This window comes from Variovorax sp. P4_D9 (assembly GCF_056401695.1).
In genome coordinates this window covers 1-17168 of sequence record NZ_JBFUIU010000018.1, presented here as the reverse complement: position 1 = coordinate 17168, position 17168 = coordinate 1, and the positions used below count along the sequence as shown (strand labels likewise).

The 17168-nt window shown below is 68.3% G+C and carries 18 protein-coding genes and 2 pseudogenes; 8 read left to right on the top strand and 12 right to left on the bottom strand.

The window, feature by feature from the left end; translation table 11 throughout:
• The first annotated feature begins 11 nt into the window (after positions 1-11).
• From AC1DY5_RS03780 to AC1DY5_RS03770, 3 genes are read left to right on the top strand one after another with little or no spacing between them, the layout of a single operon-like run.
• Positions 12-1904 (top strand): acyl-CoA synthetase, encoded by a 1893-nt coding sequence (locus tag AC1DY5_RS03780; protein ID WP_478108677.1) that lies wholly within the window; start codon positions 12-14, stop codon positions 1902-1904.
• A gap of 28 nt (positions 1905-1932) precedes the next feature.
• The gene (locus AC1DY5_RS03775; RefSeq protein WP_478108673.1) at positions 1933-2937 is read left to right on the top strand and encodes an ABC transporter substrate-binding protein; all 1005 of its coding nucleotides are present in this window, start codon (positions 1933-1935) and stop codon (positions 2935-2937) included.
• A gap of 8 nt (positions 2938-2945) precedes the next feature.
• Positions 2946-3140: a hypothetical protein gene (locus AC1DY5_RS03770; RefSeq protein ID WP_478108671.1), complete on the top strand. Its 195-nt coding sequence runs from the start codon at positions 2946-2948 to the stop codon at positions 3138-3140.
• A 9-nt stretch (positions 3141-3149) separates the two neighbouring features.
• Here the strand turns inward: AC1DY5_RS03770 and AC1DY5_RS03765 are convergent, their stop codons facing one another.
• From AC1DY5_RS03765 to AC1DY5_RS03755, 3 genes are read right to left on the bottom strand one after another with little or no spacing between them, the layout of a single operon-like run.
• The gene (locus tag AC1DY5_RS03765; protein ID WP_478108668.1) at positions 3150-4019 is read right to left on the bottom strand and encodes a phosphatidylglycerol lysyltransferase domain-containing protein; all 870 of its coding nucleotides are present in this window, start codon (positions 4017-4019) and stop codon (positions 3150-3152) included.
• A complete protein-coding gene (locus tag AC1DY5_RS03760) occupies positions 4016-4825 on the bottom strand; it encodes a TIGR03084 family metal-binding protein (RefSeq protein WP_478108665.1) in 810 nt (269 codons plus the stop codon). Before AC1DY5_RS03760 ends, AC1DY5_RS03765 begins: the two co-directional genes overlap by 4 nt.
• A gap of 19 nt (positions 4826-4844) precedes the next feature.
• Positions 4845-6020, bottom strand: a complete 1176-nt coding sequence (locus tag AC1DY5_RS03755) for an acyl-CoA dehydrogenase family protein (RefSeq protein ID WP_478108662.1) — start codon at positions 6018-6020, stop codon at positions 4845-4847.
• Positions 6021-6159: 139 nt separating this feature from the next.
• Here AC1DY5_RS03755 and AC1DY5_RS03750 point away from each other — a divergent pair, with 139 nt between their 5' ends.
• Positions 6160-7719: an AMP-binding protein gene (locus AC1DY5_RS03750; protein WP_478108659.1), complete on the top strand. Its 1560-nt coding sequence runs from the start codon at positions 6160-6162 to the stop codon at positions 7717-7719.
• A gap of 33 nt (positions 7720-7752) precedes the next feature.
• Here AC1DY5_RS03750 and AC1DY5_RS03745 read toward each other — a convergent pair whose 3' ends face one another.
• Positions 7753-8037 (bottom strand): hypothetical protein, encoded by a 285-nt coding sequence (locus AC1DY5_RS03745; protein ID WP_478108657.1) that lies wholly within the window; start codon positions 8035-8037, stop codon positions 7753-7755.
• 193 nt (positions 8038-8230) lie between these two features.
• On the opposite strand from AC1DY5_RS03745, the gene ald reads away from it, so the two are divergent.
• Entirely contained in the window at positions 8231-9346 is a 1116-nt protein-coding gene (gene ald / locus AC1DY5_RS03740) for an alanine dehydrogenase (protein ID WP_478108654.1), read from the top strand.
• 20 nt (positions 9347-9366) lie between these two features.
• On the opposite strand, the gene AC1DY5_RS03735 is transcribed toward ald, so the two are convergent.
• The 7 genes and pseudogenes from AC1DY5_RS03735 to AC1DY5_RS03705 form a co-directional block, all read right to left on the bottom strand.
• The gene (locus tag AC1DY5_RS03735; protein WP_478108651.1) at positions 9367-9861 is read right to left on the bottom strand and encodes a low molecular weight phosphatase family protein; all 495 of its coding nucleotides are present in this window, start codon (positions 9859-9861) and stop codon (positions 9367-9369) included.
• A gap of 141 nt (positions 9862-10002) precedes the next feature.
• A complete protein-coding gene (locus tag AC1DY5_RS03730) occupies positions 10003-10263 on the bottom strand; it encodes a DUF2252 family protein (protein ID WP_478108648.1) in 261 nt (86 codons plus the stop codon).
• Positions 10260-10757 (bottom strand): DUF2252 family protein, encoded by a 498-nt coding sequence (locus AC1DY5_RS03725; protein ID WP_478108720.1) that lies wholly within the window; start codon positions 10755-10757, stop codon positions 10260-10262. The genes AC1DY5_RS03730 and AC1DY5_RS03725 overlap by 4 nt, the downstream gene beginning before the upstream one ends.
• A gap of 59 nt (positions 10758-10816) precedes the next feature.
• Positions 10817-11148, bottom strand: a pseudogene (locus AC1DY5_RS03720) (DUF2252 family protein).
• Between the two features lie 413 nt (positions 11149-11561).
• Positions 11562-12638 carry a potassium channel family protein gene (locus AC1DY5_RS03715; protein WP_478108646.1) on the bottom strand — a complete coding sequence of 359 codons (1077 nt, stop codon included), beginning with the start codon at positions 12636-12638 and terminating at the stop codon, positions 11562-11564.
• 116 nt (positions 12639-12754) lie between these two features.
• A complete protein-coding gene (locus AC1DY5_RS03710; protein ID WP_478108642.1) occupies positions 12755-13042 on the bottom strand; it encodes a hypothetical protein in 288 nt (95 codons plus the stop codon).
• A 198-nt stretch (positions 13043-13240) separates the two neighbouring features.
• On the bottom strand, positions 13241-13822 hold the full coding sequence (locus AC1DY5_RS03705; RefSeq protein ID WP_478108639.1) for a DUF2889 domain-containing protein: 582 nt from the start codon (positions 13820-13822) through the stop codon (positions 13241-13243).
• A 153-nt stretch (positions 13823-13975) separates the two neighbouring features.
• Here AC1DY5_RS03705 and AC1DY5_RS03700 point away from each other — a divergent pair, with 153 nt between their 5' ends.
• From AC1DY5_RS03700 to AC1DY5_RS03690, 3 genes and pseudogenes are all read left to right on the top strand, one after another.
• On the top strand, positions 13976-15787 hold the full coding sequence (locus AC1DY5_RS03700) for an acyclic terpene utilization AtuA family protein (protein WP_478108636.1): 1812 nt from the start codon (positions 13976-13978) through the stop codon (positions 15785-15787).
• Positions 15788-15904: 117 nt separating this feature from the next.
• Positions 15905-16162, top strand: a pseudogene (locus AC1DY5_RS03695) (indolepyruvate ferredoxin oxidoreductase); the annotation flags it as partial.
• Positions 16145-16534, top strand: a complete 390-nt coding sequence (locus tag AC1DY5_RS03690; RefSeq protein WP_478108718.1) for a LuxR C-terminal-related transcriptional regulator — start codon at positions 16145-16147, stop codon at positions 16532-16534. The pseudogene AC1DY5_RS03695 and the gene AC1DY5_RS03690, both read left to right, overlap by 18 nt.
• Positions 16535-16544: 10 nt before the next feature.
• Here AC1DY5_RS03690 and AC1DY5_RS03685 read toward each other — a convergent pair.
• On the bottom strand, positions 16545-17168 hold a 624-nt coding region (locus tag AC1DY5_RS03685; RefSeq protein ID WP_478108632.1), incomplete at its 5' end, for a LysR family transcriptional regulator substrate-binding protein.

The following is a 17168-nucleotide window of genomic DNA, read 5'->3' as shown; positions in this document are numbered from 1 at the left end:
TCCCGCTTCCCATGTCCATCCTCCCCCACCCCTCCGACCGAAACCCCGCCCGCGCCCCGGTTCGCGGCAGCGCCGACCTGCTGGCGCGCGAGGCCGTTGGCCTGGACGAACGCTTCGCCGGCATCGATTCGACCCTCGACGTGTTCCGGCTCGCCGCGGCCGCCTGGCCCGACCGCCCGGCGCTGAGCTTCGTGCCCGACGGCAGCGCCGAGACGACGCCGGTCGACGTCAGCTACGCGCAGCTGCACGAGCGCATCGTGCGCACCGCCAACCACCTGGCCTCGCTGGGCCTGCAGCGCGACGACTGCGTCGCCTACCTGCTGCCGAACCTGCCCGAGGCGCACTACTGCATCTGGGGTGCCCAGGCGGTCTGCCGGGTGGCCGCCGTCAATCACTTCCTGGAGCCGGCGCAGATCATCGACCTGCTGAAAGCGATGGACGCCAAGGTGGTGGTCACCGCCTCGGCCGCCGAGGCGCCGGAGCTGTGGGCCAAGCTGGCGCCGGTGCTGGTCGAGCTGCCGGGCTTGCGCCAGACGCTGCTGGTCGGCGCCGCCGATCCGGCCACCCTGCCCGCGCGGGTTCGACGCTTCGAAGACGCACTCGCGGCACAACCTGCCGAGCCCGTTTTCGAAGCGCTGCGTGACCCGGCCACCCTCGCCGCCTGCTTCCACACCGGCGGCACCACCGGCACACCGAAGATCGCCCAGCTCTCGCACCGCGCGCTGGTGGTCAACAGCTGGATGCTGGGCGAGATGTTCGACATCCGGCCCAGCGACGTGATCGTCTGCGGCCTGCCGCTGTTCCATGTCAACGGCGTCGTCGTCACCGGCCTCGCGCCCTTCATGCATGGGGCGCGCGTGCTGCTGGCGGGCCGCGACGGCTTTCGCAACCCCAAGCTGGTGGCCGGCTTCTGGCAGCTGGTCGAGCGCTACCGCGTCACCACCTTCTCGGGCGTGCCGACCGTGTACGCGGCACTGCTCAACATACCGATCGCGGACACCGATGTCTCGTCACTGCGCTTCGGCATCTGCGGCGCGGCGCCGATGCCGGTCGAGATGTTCAGGCGCTTCGAGCAGGCCACGGGCATCCGGCTGCTCGAAGGCTTCGGCATGACCGAGACCACCGCGTGCGCCTCGGTAAACCCGCGCGACGGCGAGCGGCGCGTCGGCTCGATCGGGCTCCCGGTGCCCTACGGCCGCATGAAGACCGTGATCCTCGACGAACGCGGCGGCTATGTTCGTGACGCCGCCACCGACGAGATCGGCGTGGTCGCGATCCACGGGCCGCACCTGACGCCCGGCTACCGCGACCCGCGGCACGACACCGGCCTGTGGCTGCCGGACGGCTGGCTCAACTCGGGCGACCTCGGCCGGCGCGATGCCGACGGCTACTTCTGGCTGGTCGGCCGGGCCAAGGACCTGATCATCCGCGGCGGCCACAACATCGACCCCTCGATGATCGAGGAGGCGCTGGCTCGGCACCCCGAGGTCGAGTTGGTGGCCGCAGTCGGCCGGCCCGACGCCTATGCGGGCGAGTTGCCCGTGGCCTATGTCAAGCTGCGCCAGGGCGCGCGCGCCGATGCGGAAGAACTCAAGGCATTCGCCAAGGCCCACGTCACCGAACGGGCCGCCGCGCCCAACTGGGTCGAGTGCATCGACACCATGCCGGTCACGGCGGTCGGCAAAATCTTCAAGCCCACGCTGCGGAAGCACGCCATTGCACGCACCTTGCGCGAGCTGTTCGCGGCAGGCGACCTGCAGCACACCGGCATCGAAGTGCGCGACGACCGCACGCACGGCGWCGWCGCCGTGCGTGCGGTCGCCGACGAAGCCGCGCGCGGCCGCGTGGCCGAACTCAGCGCCGGGCTCGCGCTGCAGGTGCAGAGCACCATCGCGGCCGGTTGAACACTTCATTCATCAGGAGACAACACGCATGATTTCGAGAAGAAGATTCAGCCAGGCGACCGCGGCCGGCCTGCTGCTGCCTGCCACGGGCATGGTGTTCGCACAGACCGGCGACATCAAGGTCGCGCTGATCGTCGCCAAGACCGGCCCCTTCGAGGCCTATGCCAAGCAGGACGAGTTGGGTTTCCGCATGGGCCTCGAATACCTCACGGGCGGCACGATGGCGATCGACGACCGCAAGGTGCAGATCATCATCAAGGACGACCAGCTGCGGCCCGACCTGTCGAAGGCGCTGCTGGCCGAAGCCTATGCCGACGACAAGGTCGACATCGCGGTCGGCGCCGGCGGTTCGTCCGGCACGGTGGCGGCGCTGCCGATCGCCGAGGAATACAAGAAGATCCTGATCGTCGAGCCCTCGGCGGCCGACTCGATCACCGGCGACAAGTGGAACCGCTACGTGTTCCGCGTCGCGCGTACCACCAGCCTCGACGCCACCGCCTCGGTGTCGGCCTTCGGCGGCCCGGTGACCGTGGCCTTCCTGGCGCAGGACAACGTGTTCGGGCGCGACAACGTCACGGCCTACAAGGAAGCCTTCGCCCGCCTCAACCCGCAGGCGAGGATGGGCCACCAGGAGTTCGTTCCGCAAGGCACCACCGATTTCACCGCGCCCTTCCAGCGCATCGCCGATTCGCTCAAGGGTACGACCGGGCGCAAGGTGCTGGTGATCCCGTGGGGCGGCGAGCACCCGATCCGCAAGCTGGCCAGCCTGAACCCCGAGCGCTTCGGCATCGAGATGTCRCCCGGCGGCTCGCTGCTGAGCGTGATGCAGACCTGGCGCGAGTTCGAAGGCCTCGAAGGCGGCACCTACTACCACTACAAGTTCCCGCGCAACAAGGCCAACGACTGGCTGGTGACCGAGCACATGAAGCGCTACAAGATGCCGCCGGACTTCTTCGTCTGCGGCGGCTTTTCGGCCGCCAGCGCGGTCGTACCGCGATCCGCAAGGCCCGTTCGACCGACACCGAGAAGCTGATCGCGGCCATGGAAGGCATGGAATTCGAGACCCCCAAGGGCACCATGACCTTCCGCCCGGAAGACCACCAGGCCATGATGCCGATGTATCACTTCAAGATGAAGAAGCGCGCGCAGCAGAGCGACGAGTGGGACATCCTCGATCTGGTGCGCGAAATTCCGGCTTCGGAGATCAAGCTGCCGATTCGCAACAAGCGGGCGTAGCGGTCCGGCTCAGCCCCGCAGCGCGACCCGCAGCTTCGTAATCAGCGCCGCAGGCGCGTACGAGCGCTTGCTGCGCCGGAACCCCGCGAGCCCCATGTCCTGCTCGAAGTTGAGCCAGGCCACCGGGCGCGCGAAGCTGCGGCAGAAGTGCTGGAACATGTACGGGTAGATGCCGACATGGCTGTCCAGCCCCTTGGCGAAGCGCATCACGAAGACACCGGGCTGCAGTTCCTGGGCCAGCACGAGGCCCACAGGCTGCTCGCCCGCGAAATGCACGAAGCCTTCGAGGCCGAAGGTCGAAGCCTCGGCGATGGCTTCGAGGCAGGCGGATTCGTCGGCCTCACCGTGCGCCTTGCCCTTCTGCGCCATCCAGCCCCGCAGAACCTTGCGCGCGGCTTCGGCCGTGGCCGCATCGAACGGAAGACAGCGCGGCGTGCAGCCGGCCAGCAGTTGCCGCACCTGGTTGCGCTTCTTCGCCAGCGCGCGGCCTGGATAGCCGGCGAACTGCCGGGCATCGAACAGGTAGTCAGCATCGTCTGGCGAACTCCATTGCCGGAACAGCGGAGGCGACAGCTTCACGGCCTCGGCCTGCGAGACCGGGTAGAGGCAATCATGACTTTCGAGCAGGCCATGCAGCACCTCGACAGGCGCTTCGTTCACCGCGAACAGCGGCATCAAATGCCGAGTGCCATCGTAAGCGCGGCCCGAGATGCAGGGCCATTCGCCAGGCAGGAAGCGATAGCCGTGCGCCTCCCGAAAAAGATAGAGGTTGGAGAAGGCGTGATCCGACAGGCAAAGCTCGGCGCTGCCCTCGCGCAGCCGGACCAGCGCCCGCTCGATCGTTGGCTGAAGCGCCAGCGTGAGCGGCAAACCGCTCATGCAGCCGCGCGGGCCACCTTGCGCACGCCGGGTGCGGGCGCATCGGCCGGCGGCCCCGCGAAGCACTGCGCGATCGCAAGCCATTCGCGTGCCGAGCCATTGCTGTAGCGCAGCCCGGTGTCGGCCAGGTTGCGCCGCTGCGTCACCAGCAGGCAGAAGTCGAGCGCACTGCCGCGCACGAACTCGGGCGAAGCCGGGTCGCCCCAGCGCCAGCTCTCGCCGTCCGGCGCATCGATTTCGATGAACGGGACCACCGCCGGCACCGGCAGCTTGCGGTTCACGAAGCTCCAGCCGAAAGTGGTGACGCCGATGTGGGCGATGTGCTTGAGCCGCGCGGCGCCGGCGCGCTCGCGTCCGACCACGTCCCAGACGTCCTGCCCGTGCGCCCAGGTTTCCATCAAGCGCGCCGACGCGAACGAGCGCGCGCTCATGCTCGGCCCGTACCAGGGCAGCCGCGCCTTGGGGTCGAGCGCGGCCAGCAGGTCGGTGAGCCGCATCGCAATCGGCTCCCAGTGCGCCAGCAGCGCGGCACCATCGAGGTGGCCGTACTTCTCGCGTGCAATCGCGCTGATCTCCTTGCCGGTAGTGAGCACTTCGGTCAGCGCCGCGGTGTCGCGCGCGAAGCCTTCGGCATCGGTGGCCGAGAGGGTCGCCGTTTCGTCGAAATAGCACAGGTGCGCGATCTCGTCCCACGGCGTCCAGCCATAGAAGTCGCTCTTCAGGCGCCATTGCGCGGGCGCCAGTGTGCGGCAGAGCTCGGCGAGTTCGCGGTACTCGGCGCGCAGGTCGTTGGCGGTGTCCTTCATCGTGCTTCCTGCTTTGCTGTCAAAGACCGAGCTGGCGCGCCGCGAGGTCCTTCATGACCTCCTCGGAGCCGCCGCCGATCATCATCACCTTGACCTCGCGGTAGATGCGCTCGCTATGCGTGCCGCGCATGTAGCCCATGCCGCCCAGCAACTGCACCGCCTGGTCGGCGCAGAACTGCATCGCCTGGGTCGCCTGCACCTTGGCCAGGCAGACCCGCGCCACCAGCCGCGCCGGATCGGCCAGCTTGTGCTCGATGCGATAGGCCAGGTCGTAGACCAGCGTGCGCGCGGCGTCGATACGCAGCGTCATGTCCATGAGCTTGTGGCGCACCACCTGGCGCTCCGACAACGGCATGCCGAAGGAAATGCGCTGGCGCGTCCAGTCGACCGCTTCCTTCAGGCAGACCTCGGCGAAGCCGCAGGCCAGCGCCGACATGAATAGCCGCTCGGTGTTGAAGTTGTTCATGAAGGTCTTGAAGCCCTTGTTCTCGACCCCGACCAGGTTGGCGACCGGCACCCGGCAGTTGTCGAAGCGCAGGTGCGCGGTGTCGGAGCTCCACCAGCCCATCTTCTTGAGCGCGGTGCGCGTGAGGCCCGGCGTGTCGCCCTCGATCAGCAGCACCGAGATGCCGCCCGCGCCCTTGACGGCCGGATCCGTGCGCACCGCGGTGGTGATGAAGTCGGCCCGCATGCCCGAGGTGATGAAGGTCTTCTCGCCGTTGACGACGTAGTGGTCGCCGTCGCGCACCGCGGTGGTCTTGAGCGCCGCCACGTCGGAGCCGCCCGAGGGCTCGGTGACCGCCAGCGCGGCGATCTTTTCGCCGGCCAGCACCGGCGGGATCACGCGCTGCTTGAGTTCCTCGCTGCCGGCATGGAGGATCGGCGGCAGTGCGATACTGTGCGAGTTCAACGAGGCCTGCAGCCCGCCGCCGCCGCATCGCGCGAACTCCTCGGCCACGATCAGCTGGAAGAACACATCGGCCGGCGTGCCCCCGTAGGCCTCGGAGTAGCCCAGGCCCTGCACGCCAAGCGATGCAGCGCGCGCATAGAGCTCGCGCGGAAAGGTCTCGGCCTCGTCCCACTCGGGGACGAAGGGCGTGATCTCGCGCGAGATGAATTCGCGCAGCGTGGCACGGAACTGCTCGTGTTCGGGCGTGAAGTAGAAAGGCAGCGGCGGAGCCTCGAGAAATTCCATGGTGTCTCCTGACTGCTGCGAGACTAGCCGCGCGCCAACGCGCGGTCTTGCGCCGACTGGCTGCGCGGCAGCCGGTAGACACAAGCCACGGAACCCAGAGCACCCTAGGCTGGCGGCTTCGACTCACCTGGAAGTTGCCATGCCATCCCTCGGACCCGATCACGATCCCGATCTGACCCTCTTCGCCGCGCTCGATCGCGCCGCCCGCGCGCACCCGGATGTCGCCGCCTATATCGATGGCGAGCGCTCCTTCACCTTCGGCCAGACCGCCGAAGCATCCGGCCGTCTGGCCGCCGGGCTGCTGGCCCTCGGCCTTCGGCGCGGCGACCGCATCGCCCTGCTCTCGCACAACCAGATCGAATGGCTGCAGTTCTTCTTCGCGGCTTCGCGCATCGGCGTGGCGGTGGTCGCGCTGAGCGCGCGCTATCGGGACGCCGAGATCGAATACATGCTGGCCGACAGCCGATGCCAGGCGGTGTTCACGCTGAGCCGGGTCGACGACTTCGACTGCCTCGCGATGTTCGAGCGGCTGGTGCCGCGGCTGCCCGCATTGCGCCACGTGGTGGCGATCGGCAGCGAGCGCTTTTCCGCGATGGCGCTGCGGGATGACGATGGCCAGGTGGAGGCCACTTCGGCCGGCGTGCGAGCCGACGACCTCGCGATGGTGATCTATACCTCGGGCACCACCGGCCGGCCCAAGGGCTGCGCGCTCACGCATGCCAGCCTGCTGGCCTCGGCCTGGGGGCAGGCCCGGCACACGCAAGTGCGGCCCAGCGAACTGCTGCAGCTGGCCAACCCCTTCAACCATGTCGGCGGCATCACCTGCGGAATCTTGTCGCAGCTGCTGGCCGGCGGCAGCTGCGAGCTGGTGCCGGCCTTCAAGGCCAACACGGTGCTCGACATGATCCGCCGCCATCCCCCGGCGATCCTGGTCGGCGTGCCGACCATGCTGACGCTGCTGCTGATGCACCCTGAGTCGGAGTCGGTCGACCTGGGCAGCGTGCGGCTGATCATCACCGGCGGCTCGAACGTCGACCAGACGCTGCTCGCGCATTTGCAGGCCCGCATGCCGAAGGCCACTCTCATGAACCTGTACGGGCTCTCGGAGGCATCGGGTGCGCTGGTGATGTCGCCGGCCGGCTGTGCCGACGACGACCTGATGCACACCATCGGCCAGCCGCTGCAGGGCGTCCAGGCGCAGGCCATCGGCCCCGACGGCGCCGTGGTGCTGCCCGGCGAGATCGGCGAGCTGTGCTTCCGCGGGCTCGGCGTGGTGCGCGACTACATCGGTGCCGCAGCGGGCTCGTCGGCCTTCGCCGGCGGCTGGCTGCACACCGGCGACCTCGGGATGATCGACGAGCGCGGCTTCATCACGCTCAAGGGCCGGATGAAGGACATGTATATCCAGGGCGGCTTCAACGTCTACCCGGCCGAGGTCGAGGCGCTGATCGCCACCCATCCCGACGTGGTGATGGTGGCTGGCATCGGCGTGCCCGACGCGGTGCTGGGCGAGGTCGRCCGCTACTTCGTGGTGCCGAAGGAGGGTCGCCCGCTGGAGGCGGCCGAGTTGCTGGCCTACTGCGCCGGGCGCATCGCCGACTACAAGATGCCGCGCCAGGTCGTACTGCGCAACACGCTGCCGCTGACGCCCGCGGGGAAGATCCACAAGGCGCAGTTACGGGCGGAGGCTCGCGACTGAGCGCAAGCCTCTCCCAGCTTCGCAGACGCGAAATCAATGCGGCGGCGCCGCCTGGGGTGCGTCCGACCCCTGCGGGGACGCGGGCGGCGCGCCGCCGCCGTGACGGGCAATGTGCTTCACGTAGTCGCGCCATGCCGCCTGCGCCGCTCTGGCGCTCGCCTTCGCCGCGTCCACTGCTCGATCGGGCGACGCAGCACCCTCGTTCTTGAGAAACAGCCGGAACGCCTCGTCCGCTGCCCGCTGGGCCCTCCTGGCCAGCGCATCCGCCCTCGTTGCCGCGGCCCTTAACTGGGCGGCATCCTCGCTGAACGGCTCCATGACACCTCCGTATACGAAATTGGTTCTCATTTTCTGAAGGGCCAGTGTAGGGCCGCCGCCGTGCTTGCGGAGGCACCGGAAGCGATATGCGAGAAGGAATATTGCATGCGCATACAGTTCGAGTCGGCGTCTCGCGCGAATTCCGTGCGGCGGGCCACAATGGCCGGCAGGACCTCGGCCATGGAGTTCGATCATGCGCATCGGCGTACCGAAAGAGATCAAGGACAACGAGTACCGCGTCGGACTGACGCCATCGGGCGTCAACGAGTTGCGGGCGCACGGGCATGAGCTTCTGGTGCAATCCGGTGCCGGATTCGAGATCGGTCTCGACGACGCGCAGTACCGGCAGGCCGGCGCGGCGTTGGCGCCAAGCGCCGAAGAGGTCTACGCCTGGGCGGAAATGATCATCAAGGTCAAGGAGCCGCAGCCTGCGGAATGCCTGCTCCTGCGTGAGGACCAGATCCTCTACGCCTACCTCCACCTGGCGCCGGATCCCGTCCAGACCGAGGCCCTGGCGAAATCCGGCGCCGTTTGCATCGCCTACGAGACCATCACCGGTCCCCGCGGCGGCCTGCCGCTGCTGGCGCCGATGAGCGAGGTGGCGGGGCGCATGGCGATCCAGGCTGGCGCCGCCTACCTCGAAAAGTCCAAGGGCGGCCTGGGTCTCCTCCTGGGCGGCGTGCCCGGCGTGCCTCCCGCCCATGTCGTGATCCTGGGCGCAGGCGTGGTCGGCACGAACGCGGTTCAGATGGCCGTCGGCCTCGGGGCGCGGGTCACGATCCTCGACCGCGACATCGATCGGCTTCGGACCCTCGACCTGGTCTTCGGCAATCGCGTCGAGACCGCGTACTCGACGGCCCATGTGGTGGAGGCGCGCGTTGCCGGTGCGGATCTGGTCATCGGCGGCGTCCTCATCCCAGGCGCCGCCGCGCCCAGGCTGGTCACGCGGCAAATGGTGGCCGGCATGAAGAAAGGAGCGGTCGTCGTGGACGTCGCCATCGATCAGGGTGGGTGTTTCGAGACTTCACATCCAACGACGCATTCCGACCCCACCTTCATCGTCGACGGCGTCATCCACTATTGCGTCGCCAACATGCCCGGCGCGGTCCCGCGCACATCCACGTTCGCGCTCAACAACGCAACCATCGGACACGCCCTGGAGATCGCCGACAAGGGCTGGAAGCAAGCTGCCATCGACGACCCGCATCTGCGAGACGGGCTCAACGTGGTGCACGGCCACGTGACGCACGAAGCCGTCGCGCGCAGCCTCGGACGCAACTACGTCGACGCCTCCGGCCTTCTCGCCTGACGCCGGCCCATGCGCCAGCGCTATCGCAGGTGCGCCAAGTCGCGGATGTCGGAGCGAATCGCGGCCGGATCGGCCCGATGCAACGTCAGGCTTATCAGCAGTTCCAATCGACGGCGCAACGCGTACAGCATCTGGATGGCCGCGTGGGCGGTTTCCTCGGGACTGCCGAGTGCGGCAATATCCGGAAAGTCCCACAAGGCAGCGTCGGGTTGGCCGGGCCATCGGGGCTGGACCGGCAGTGTCGCCTCGTCGAGCGTGATGACGAAATCCGCCCGCGGCGCGCTTGCCCGCGCCAGATCGACCCAGCTGTGAGGCGATATCAACGGAACCGGGATGCTCGCGCCGGTGAGTGCGCCGACCGCTGCGGGATGAATCACTGCACTGATATGCCCGGGCTGGCCGCACGAGGTGACGGAAAAACCATCTCCGCCGAGGTGGGCAAGACAAGCCTGGGCAAGGATGCTGCGCAAGGAATTGCGGCGCGAGACGAAGATCACTGCAATGCGCTTTGCCATTGAAACCTGATCGCAAAGAACGATGCTTCACAGCGTAGAGCGGCGGAGGCAATGTCCGCAAGAGCGCTGACCCCAGGCCGCACCAGGAAGCTCGGTGGCGATTGATCTTCGTCAAGGGCAGCGGCCATCCCGTGAGTTGCCCTAGCCTTCGATGACGACCTCGAAGCGCTTCTCCCGGATCGCCTGCACGAAGGTCCGATAATCGCTGCGGTTCTGGTCGCAGTATTCGACCGAGAACTCGCCGATGGCGTCGTCGAAGGTCTGCGCCGAGCCCATGTAGTCAGAGATCATCGCGGCGTCGCCGGAACGGGCATGCGCGCGCGCCAGCGCATGGGCGCACATGCGGCCGTATTGCCGAAGCAGGGCCGTGTCCCAGTCCTCGATGACCGCGGACAACTTCATGTCGCGTGTAGCTGGCGAACATAGAAATCGCGGCCGTTCACGCCCTTGGTCCATCCGAGGAAGACGTCGCTGGCCGACTGCATGACGCGCTGCCCGACCACGACGCGCTGGCCATTGTTGGGATGAATGCTCTTCCCCGCATAGGGCTCGAGCACCGAAGGGCGCGCCTCCTTCACCTGCAGGAACAGCGGGTCGTCGTCCGCCGCCATTAACAGCGTGACGGCGCACGTCGTGCCAACGCTGCCCACGCCGACCACCTTGATCTCCATGTCGAAGAAATGGAAACGGTCGAACAGCGTGCGCGTGTGCTCGGGCACGGTCTCGCGGTAGGAGGCGATCACCTCGGCATATCCCGACTTGAGGCCCAGGGCCATCTCGGCCGTCGGGTGGAAGATCAGCGGAGGCTCGTCCTTGATCCTGGGCCTCGTCCCCTCGTCCGAGACCAGCTTCGGGTACAGGTGGTCGGGAACCGACTTGCGCCGTTCGGCTTCGATCCGCTCGGCCAGCCGCTTGCGGACTTGCTGCAGGATTGCCGGATCGCCCGAACGGTCCGCTAGCGCTGCAGATCGATCTTGTCGTACCAGACGTCGAGGGCCCGCATCGATGCGTAGTCGGCCATCCGCTCGCGATACGCGCGCGCCACGTCCGTCGCCACGCGGGCCGCGTCGCTGTCGGGAAGCCGCAGATCCTGCGCCGCGATCACCACGCTCGCGGCCAGGCGCTTGAGGTCCCACAGGGCGCCGGCAGCGTTTCGTCGAGGTCGTTGATGTCGAAGATGACATTGCGCTCCGGCGTCGCGAAGCCGCCGAAGTTCATCAGGTGGGCATCGCCGCCGGCAAGCACCCAGATCCCCCTGTTCGGCGTGCTGCCGAGGTCCGCGGCCATCAGCGCGGCGGAGCCGCGGTAGAAGGCGAACGGCGACGCGGACATGCGCCCGAACGGATCGGGACCAGGTTCGCCATGCGGCCCTCGTTGGTCTCGAGGAGGAGTTCGACCGGATCGCGCCGGCCCTTCGGCGCCTTCCAGCCCGCATGCGACACACGCGGCACCTTGGCGCGCCGTTGCTCGGCGGATTCGTAGGACGTCTCCGCTGGATTCGATGTTTCCGCGCGTCCGTTCCTGGCGGTTTTAGCCATGTCCGTCCTCCTGGCGATTGATTCTTTCAATCCGAAGTCTTCCGGGCATCCGTCGCCGGCCCTAAGACGCACCCGGAAATCCTAAGAGGGCGACGCCCGCCCGGCTTGAGCCAGATCAACGTCGCGAAGTCAGGGTCTACCCTTGTCGGCCGGTGGCCGGATTCAATCCGGGCGCCCCTCGGTGAGCTGCCGGACCACCGCGTCGCGGCCGAAGCGCTCGGTCGCTGCCGCGGCAGGATCGATCCAGCCCGGCAGGGGCAGCAGCAGGTAGGCGGCCAGGCCCTCGAGCCGGGGCTCGTAGGTTCGTCGCAGTTGCCGGATGGCCTGCAAGGCGGCCTCGTCGTCGCGCCAGTTCGGCAGGATCCGGCGGATGGTGGGGGTCAGAACCCGCGACGCCTGGGCATCCATCCGGCGGGCGGACACCTGCTGCACCGGCGCCACGCGCAGCGACTCGCTGGCTTCGTCGAGGATGCGCCTCAAGGCCGAGAAGGTGGCGGTGGCCTGGTGCCGCCGGGCGTCGTCGGCCCCGGCGATGAGCAGCGTGCACACGTCCAGCACCACCGCCAGCGAGCCCAGCCATGAATGGCCCTCGTGCTGCGAACGGTAGTACGCCAGCATCGGGTAGACGGCGTGGCTCTCGACCAGGTCGCTGGCCCAGATCTCCCAGTCCCTGAGCCAGCGTTCGAGCGCCTCGGGGCTGTCGTGCACATGCCAGCCGAGCAGCGCGGCCGCGGTCGGTGGCGAGCCGGCTCGGGCGGAGAATTCGATCAGCTGAAGATCGCGTCGGGTGAAGTGCTGATAGAGCACCGGCAGATAGCCGATGGTGAGCGCGATGAAGCCGAAGCCGGTGCCGGCTTCGACGATGACTAGCAGCCGCGCCTGCCAGTGGTGCGGCACGTTGTCGCCATAGCCCAGCGTGAAGAAGGCGTCGCCGCTGATAATGATCAGGTCGATCAGCGTGTCGGCGCCGGCTTCGGGCACCAGGCCCTGCAGCGCCCATTGCATCAACCCATAACCGACGATCATGCTCGAGCCCCACAAGGCGAAGAGCATGACCATCGACAGCGGACCGTAGACCCCGATGAAGTCCTCGCGCCGACGGCCCTCGGGCCAAAGGTCGGCGCACCAGGCCCAGACGTCCCAGGTGCACTTGAAGAAATAGCGGTTCAGCCGTATCCGCCGACGCACCGGTCGCGGCAGCAGGACCACTTCGAAGGCATCGATCAGGGTCGCCAGCACCAGAAGGTCGCGAAGCGGGTTTGCCCCACTACACCCGCTGCATGGAGGACTTTCCGGAGCTCAGCCGATGAAGGCCGCAAAGCCCCGCATCGGCATCGTCGCGCGGGTTCGCGCCGTCAGGCGCCGACGTAGCTGAGCCGGGCCTCGTGCGGCAGCCCGTCGCGAACGATGTCCCGCGCATCGTCGTCCGCGAACTCGAAGAGCGCGTCGGGAATCTCCTTCTCCTCGAGCGCGAAGAGAATCTCGATCGCTTCCTGCTGCTCACTAGAGAATGCGCTGGCCTGGCTCAACTGATTGAACTTCGCGGCCGTCTCCTTCGGGGCCAGTTGGTGCAGTTCGAGCAACTCGAGCACGAGCTTGATCTGCGAAGGCGTGAGGGGCTGGGGCGCGGCGGAACGCTTCATGGCGTCTGATCCTTTGGGTTGGGGCTCGGGACTGTTCCCTTGCCGTGGAATCAGTCTCTTCGCCGATTCTTAAGCGTCGCTGAAGGGTGCGTAAAGAAACGTGGCCGGTCGTAAAAACTCGGCTTCCCCGTGAGGAAAGTCTCGCGCCGCGGCGTCGAGCGTGTCGTGCCTGCGACATCCGCAGCGGACCCTTCAAGCTCACCCGGCGGCAGCATCTCCGTCATCCGGGTTGCCGCCCTCGGCTGCCCCCCGATACCAGCGCGGATAGAACGACGCCACCTGCAGCCCATCGGTCGCCAGCGCATGGCAGCCGTGGAGCTGGAAGGGCTTCGTCGTTTCGGACACCGCGAGATCGGAGCCGGCCAGGGTCTGCAGCACGCCGGTGCCCATGGTGCGCAGCAGTTCCGACATGTGGGTGCAGCCGCGCACGCCGCCAAACAAACGTGCGGTGGCGCGGCTGAATCCGGGCCCGACGCGCAGACCGATCAGCTTCTCGTAGTCGGGGGCGATCGCGCCGCAGATGCCGTCGAAGGGCGCCGAATCGGTGGCGGCCACGGCGTCGACGATCAGCGCGCTGCTGTCGACCGTGAGCCGCAGCCACATCGAGTGGATCGGCGCGCCGCCCTGCCGCTCGCCGCCCGGGAAGCGGAAGTCGTGGGCCCGCACATCCTCGAGGTGGCCGTCGACCTCCCAGAGGCCATCGGCGCGGCGGAAGCCCCGGAGGGTGATGGTGCGCTGGTGGACCTCGGTGCGCTCGGCGGAAGATGGGGGCAATGGCATGGCAGGACCGTCGATGATGCCATCCGCGCGCAATGCACGTCTTGCGTGCAATGGCTGCGCCGCGACAGCGAGTTGGCGCAAGCCATGCGCGGGGCCGCTCGCTAAGCTGCCTGCTCCAGTGACATTCCGTCGACACCGAGGAGCGAAACCGCCATGACCCCAGCCCCGACCGCGCAGAAAACCGTCCGCATCGGAGGTGCCTCGGGCTTCTGGGGCGATAGCATGGTGGCCGCGCCGCAGCTCGTGAAGCTCGGCCAGCTCGACTACCTGGTGTTCGACTTCCTGGCCGAGACCACGATGTCGATCCTTGCCTCGGCCCGCGCCAAGAAGCCCGAACTGGGCTATGCCACCGACTTCGTCGACATCGCGATGAAGTCGGTGCTGGCCGAGGTCAAGCGCCAGGGCATCAAGGTGGTGAGCAATGCCGGCGGCATCAACCCGCACGGCTGCGCCGCCGCGCTGCAGGCGCTGGCCGAGGCCGAGGGCGTGGCGCTGCGCATCGCGGTGGTCGAGGGCGACGACGTCAGCGCGCAGATGCCCCGGCTGCGCGAGGCCGGCACGCGCGACATGTTCACCGGCGAGGCGCTGCCCGAGAAGGTTCTGAGCGCCAACGCCTACCTGGGTGCCCTGCCGATCGCCGCCGCGCTGGCGGCCGGCGCCGAGGTGGTGATCACCGGGCGCTGCGTCGACAGCGCGGTCACGCTCGGGCCGCTGATGCACGAATTCGGCTGGCAGCCCGACGACTACGACCTGCTGGCCTCGGGCAGCCTCGCGGGCCACATCATCGAATGCGGCTGCCAGGCCACCGGCGGCCTGCACACCGACTGGGAAGAGATCCCGGATTGGGCCCACATGGGCTACCCGATCGTCGAATGCCATGCCGACGGCAGCTTCGTCGTCACCAAGCCCGATGGCACCGGCGGCAAGGTGATCCGCGCCAACGTCGCCGAGCAGCTCCTCTACGAGATCGGCGACCCGGCGGCCTACCTGCTGCCCGACGTGATCTGCGATTTCCGCGGGGTGGTGATCGAGCAGACCGGCCCCGATCGCGTGCGCGTGGGCCCGGCACGCGGACGGGCGCCCTCGCCGAGCTACAAAGTCTCGGCGACGCAGCTCGACGGCTTCCGCTGCGCCGGCAGCATGGTCTTCATCGGCATCGACGCCGAGAAGAAGGCGGTGCGCACCGCCGAGGCGATCATCGAGCGCACCGGCGAGATCCTGCAGCAGATGGGGCTGCCGCCCTTCACTTCGACCTGTGTCGAGGTGATCGGGTCCGAGTGGTTGTACGGCCCGCACTCGCGCACGCGGCAGGTTCGCGAGGTCACGATGCGCGTGGTCGCAAACCATCCGCAGAAGGCGGCGCTCGCGATGTTCGCGCGCGAGATCGCGCCTTCGGGCACCTCGTGGGCACCGGGCACCACCAGCCCCGGCGGCGGACGGCCCGCGGTGTCGCCGCTGATCAAGCCCTTCGCGTTCACGCTGTCCAAGGCCGCGGTGCCGGTGGCGTTCGTGCTCGACGGTGAGCGGCATGCGGTCGCCATCCCGACCGCTGGCGACGGCGGTTCGGCCGCGCCGGTGGCCGAGCCGCCGTCCTTCGCCGAGGACGACGGCGAGCAGGTCGAAGTCAGGCTGATCGACCTGGCCTGGGCCCGCAGCGGCGACAAGGGCAACCTGTCGAACATCGGTGTAGTGGCGCGCCGGCCCGAATGGCTGCCGCTGCTGTGGGCGCGCGTCACGCCCGAGTTCGTGCGCACCTACTTCGCGCACCTGGTGCACGGCCGGGTCGAACGCTTCCACCTGCCGGGTATCGCTTCGATGAACCTGCTGCTGCACGACGCGCTCGACGGCGGCGGGCCGTCGTCGATGCGCATGGATCCGCTCGGCAAGGGCATGGCGCAGATGCTGCTGGATGCGACGGTGCGGGTGCCGCGCAGCGTGGCGGAGGCCGCGGGGCGACATGGCTGACCGAAGGCGATATCGAAACCATCTATATGTAACGCAGACTGCATCGATTGGATAACTAAGCCTCCGCTCCTATTCTTCGTCCGCCAGCCAACAAGCCAGCCACGGAGACACGAAAAGATGGAGCGATCATGCGCCGAAGAAGTCAAACGCCTTTCGCTGGGCGCGGACGAGGTATTCCATGGCGAGGGCATCCTCGCGGTCACCAAGGCGCTGCCGCAGTCCGGCGTCAGCTACATCGGCGGCTACCAGGGCGCGCCGGTCTCGCACCTGCTCGACGTGCTCGGCGATGCCCGCGAGATGCTCGACGAACTCGGCATCTACTTCGAGAACAGCGCCTCGGAGGCCGGCGCGGCCGCGATGCTCGGCGCATTCGTCGCGCAGTGTCGCCAACACGCTGCGGCAGCCGGCCTCGGCCCCGCTGGCCATGCCCCATACCGCGGGGCCTTCGCGGCGGCGCTGGCGCGCTTCCAGTGGGAGGCCGATCCGCTGCTCGCCGCACCGGCACGCGAGAGCGTGACCGAGTTGCTGCAGCGCCGGTCGGCGCTGAGCCAGCGCGAGGCCGAAGCGTCGGCGCTGGTGCTCTCGGGGTGCCCCGACAAGCTGATCGCCAAGCGCATGGCGGTGGGCCTGCCGACGGTGCCCTTCCACCTCGCCAACGCCTTCCGCAAGCTGCGGGTCGAGTACCGGACCCAGCTCGCGGCCCGGGCCCATGCGCTGGTCAACGACCCGCTCGCCGTGTCGAACTGAGTCGCCGCGCTCAGTCGTGCAGCAGCGACTCCATTAGCTGGCGCACGATCGCCAGCCCCGGCGCCTCCGTGCGTCGGCGCAGCGTGACCAGGCCGAAGCGCGCGCTGCGCTCCAGCGGCGGCGTCATCCGGAGTTCGACCAGGTCGGGCGCCGCGGCGCGGATCGCCAGCAGCACCGCATCGGTCTGGCGCGCCACCTCGACCAGGCTCGAGACCTCTTCGCACTGCAGCGTCACGCACTGCGACGGATGGGCCTCCGGCCCGTAGGTCTCGATCAGGCTGCGGGCTACCTCGTCGCTCAGCGGCGTCGAGGCGATCGGGTAGCGCTGCACGTCTTCGAAGCGCACGCCGCTGCGCCTGCGCGCGAGTGGATGGCCGCACCGGCACATGAAGACTCCGCGCATCTCGCGCAGCATGCCGACTTCGAGATCGGCGCCCGGTGCCAGCGAGCGCGCGTCGAGCACCAGCGCGTCGAGCGTCCGGGCGCGCAGGGCCTGCGTCAGCAGCTCGGTGCCGCCGCGCGCCACGACCACCCGCACCTTCGGATGATGCGTCGCCATGTGCATCAACAACGGCGTCATCAGCATGGCTCCCGGCCCCGAGCCCATGCCGATGCGCATGGCGCCGCCCTGCCC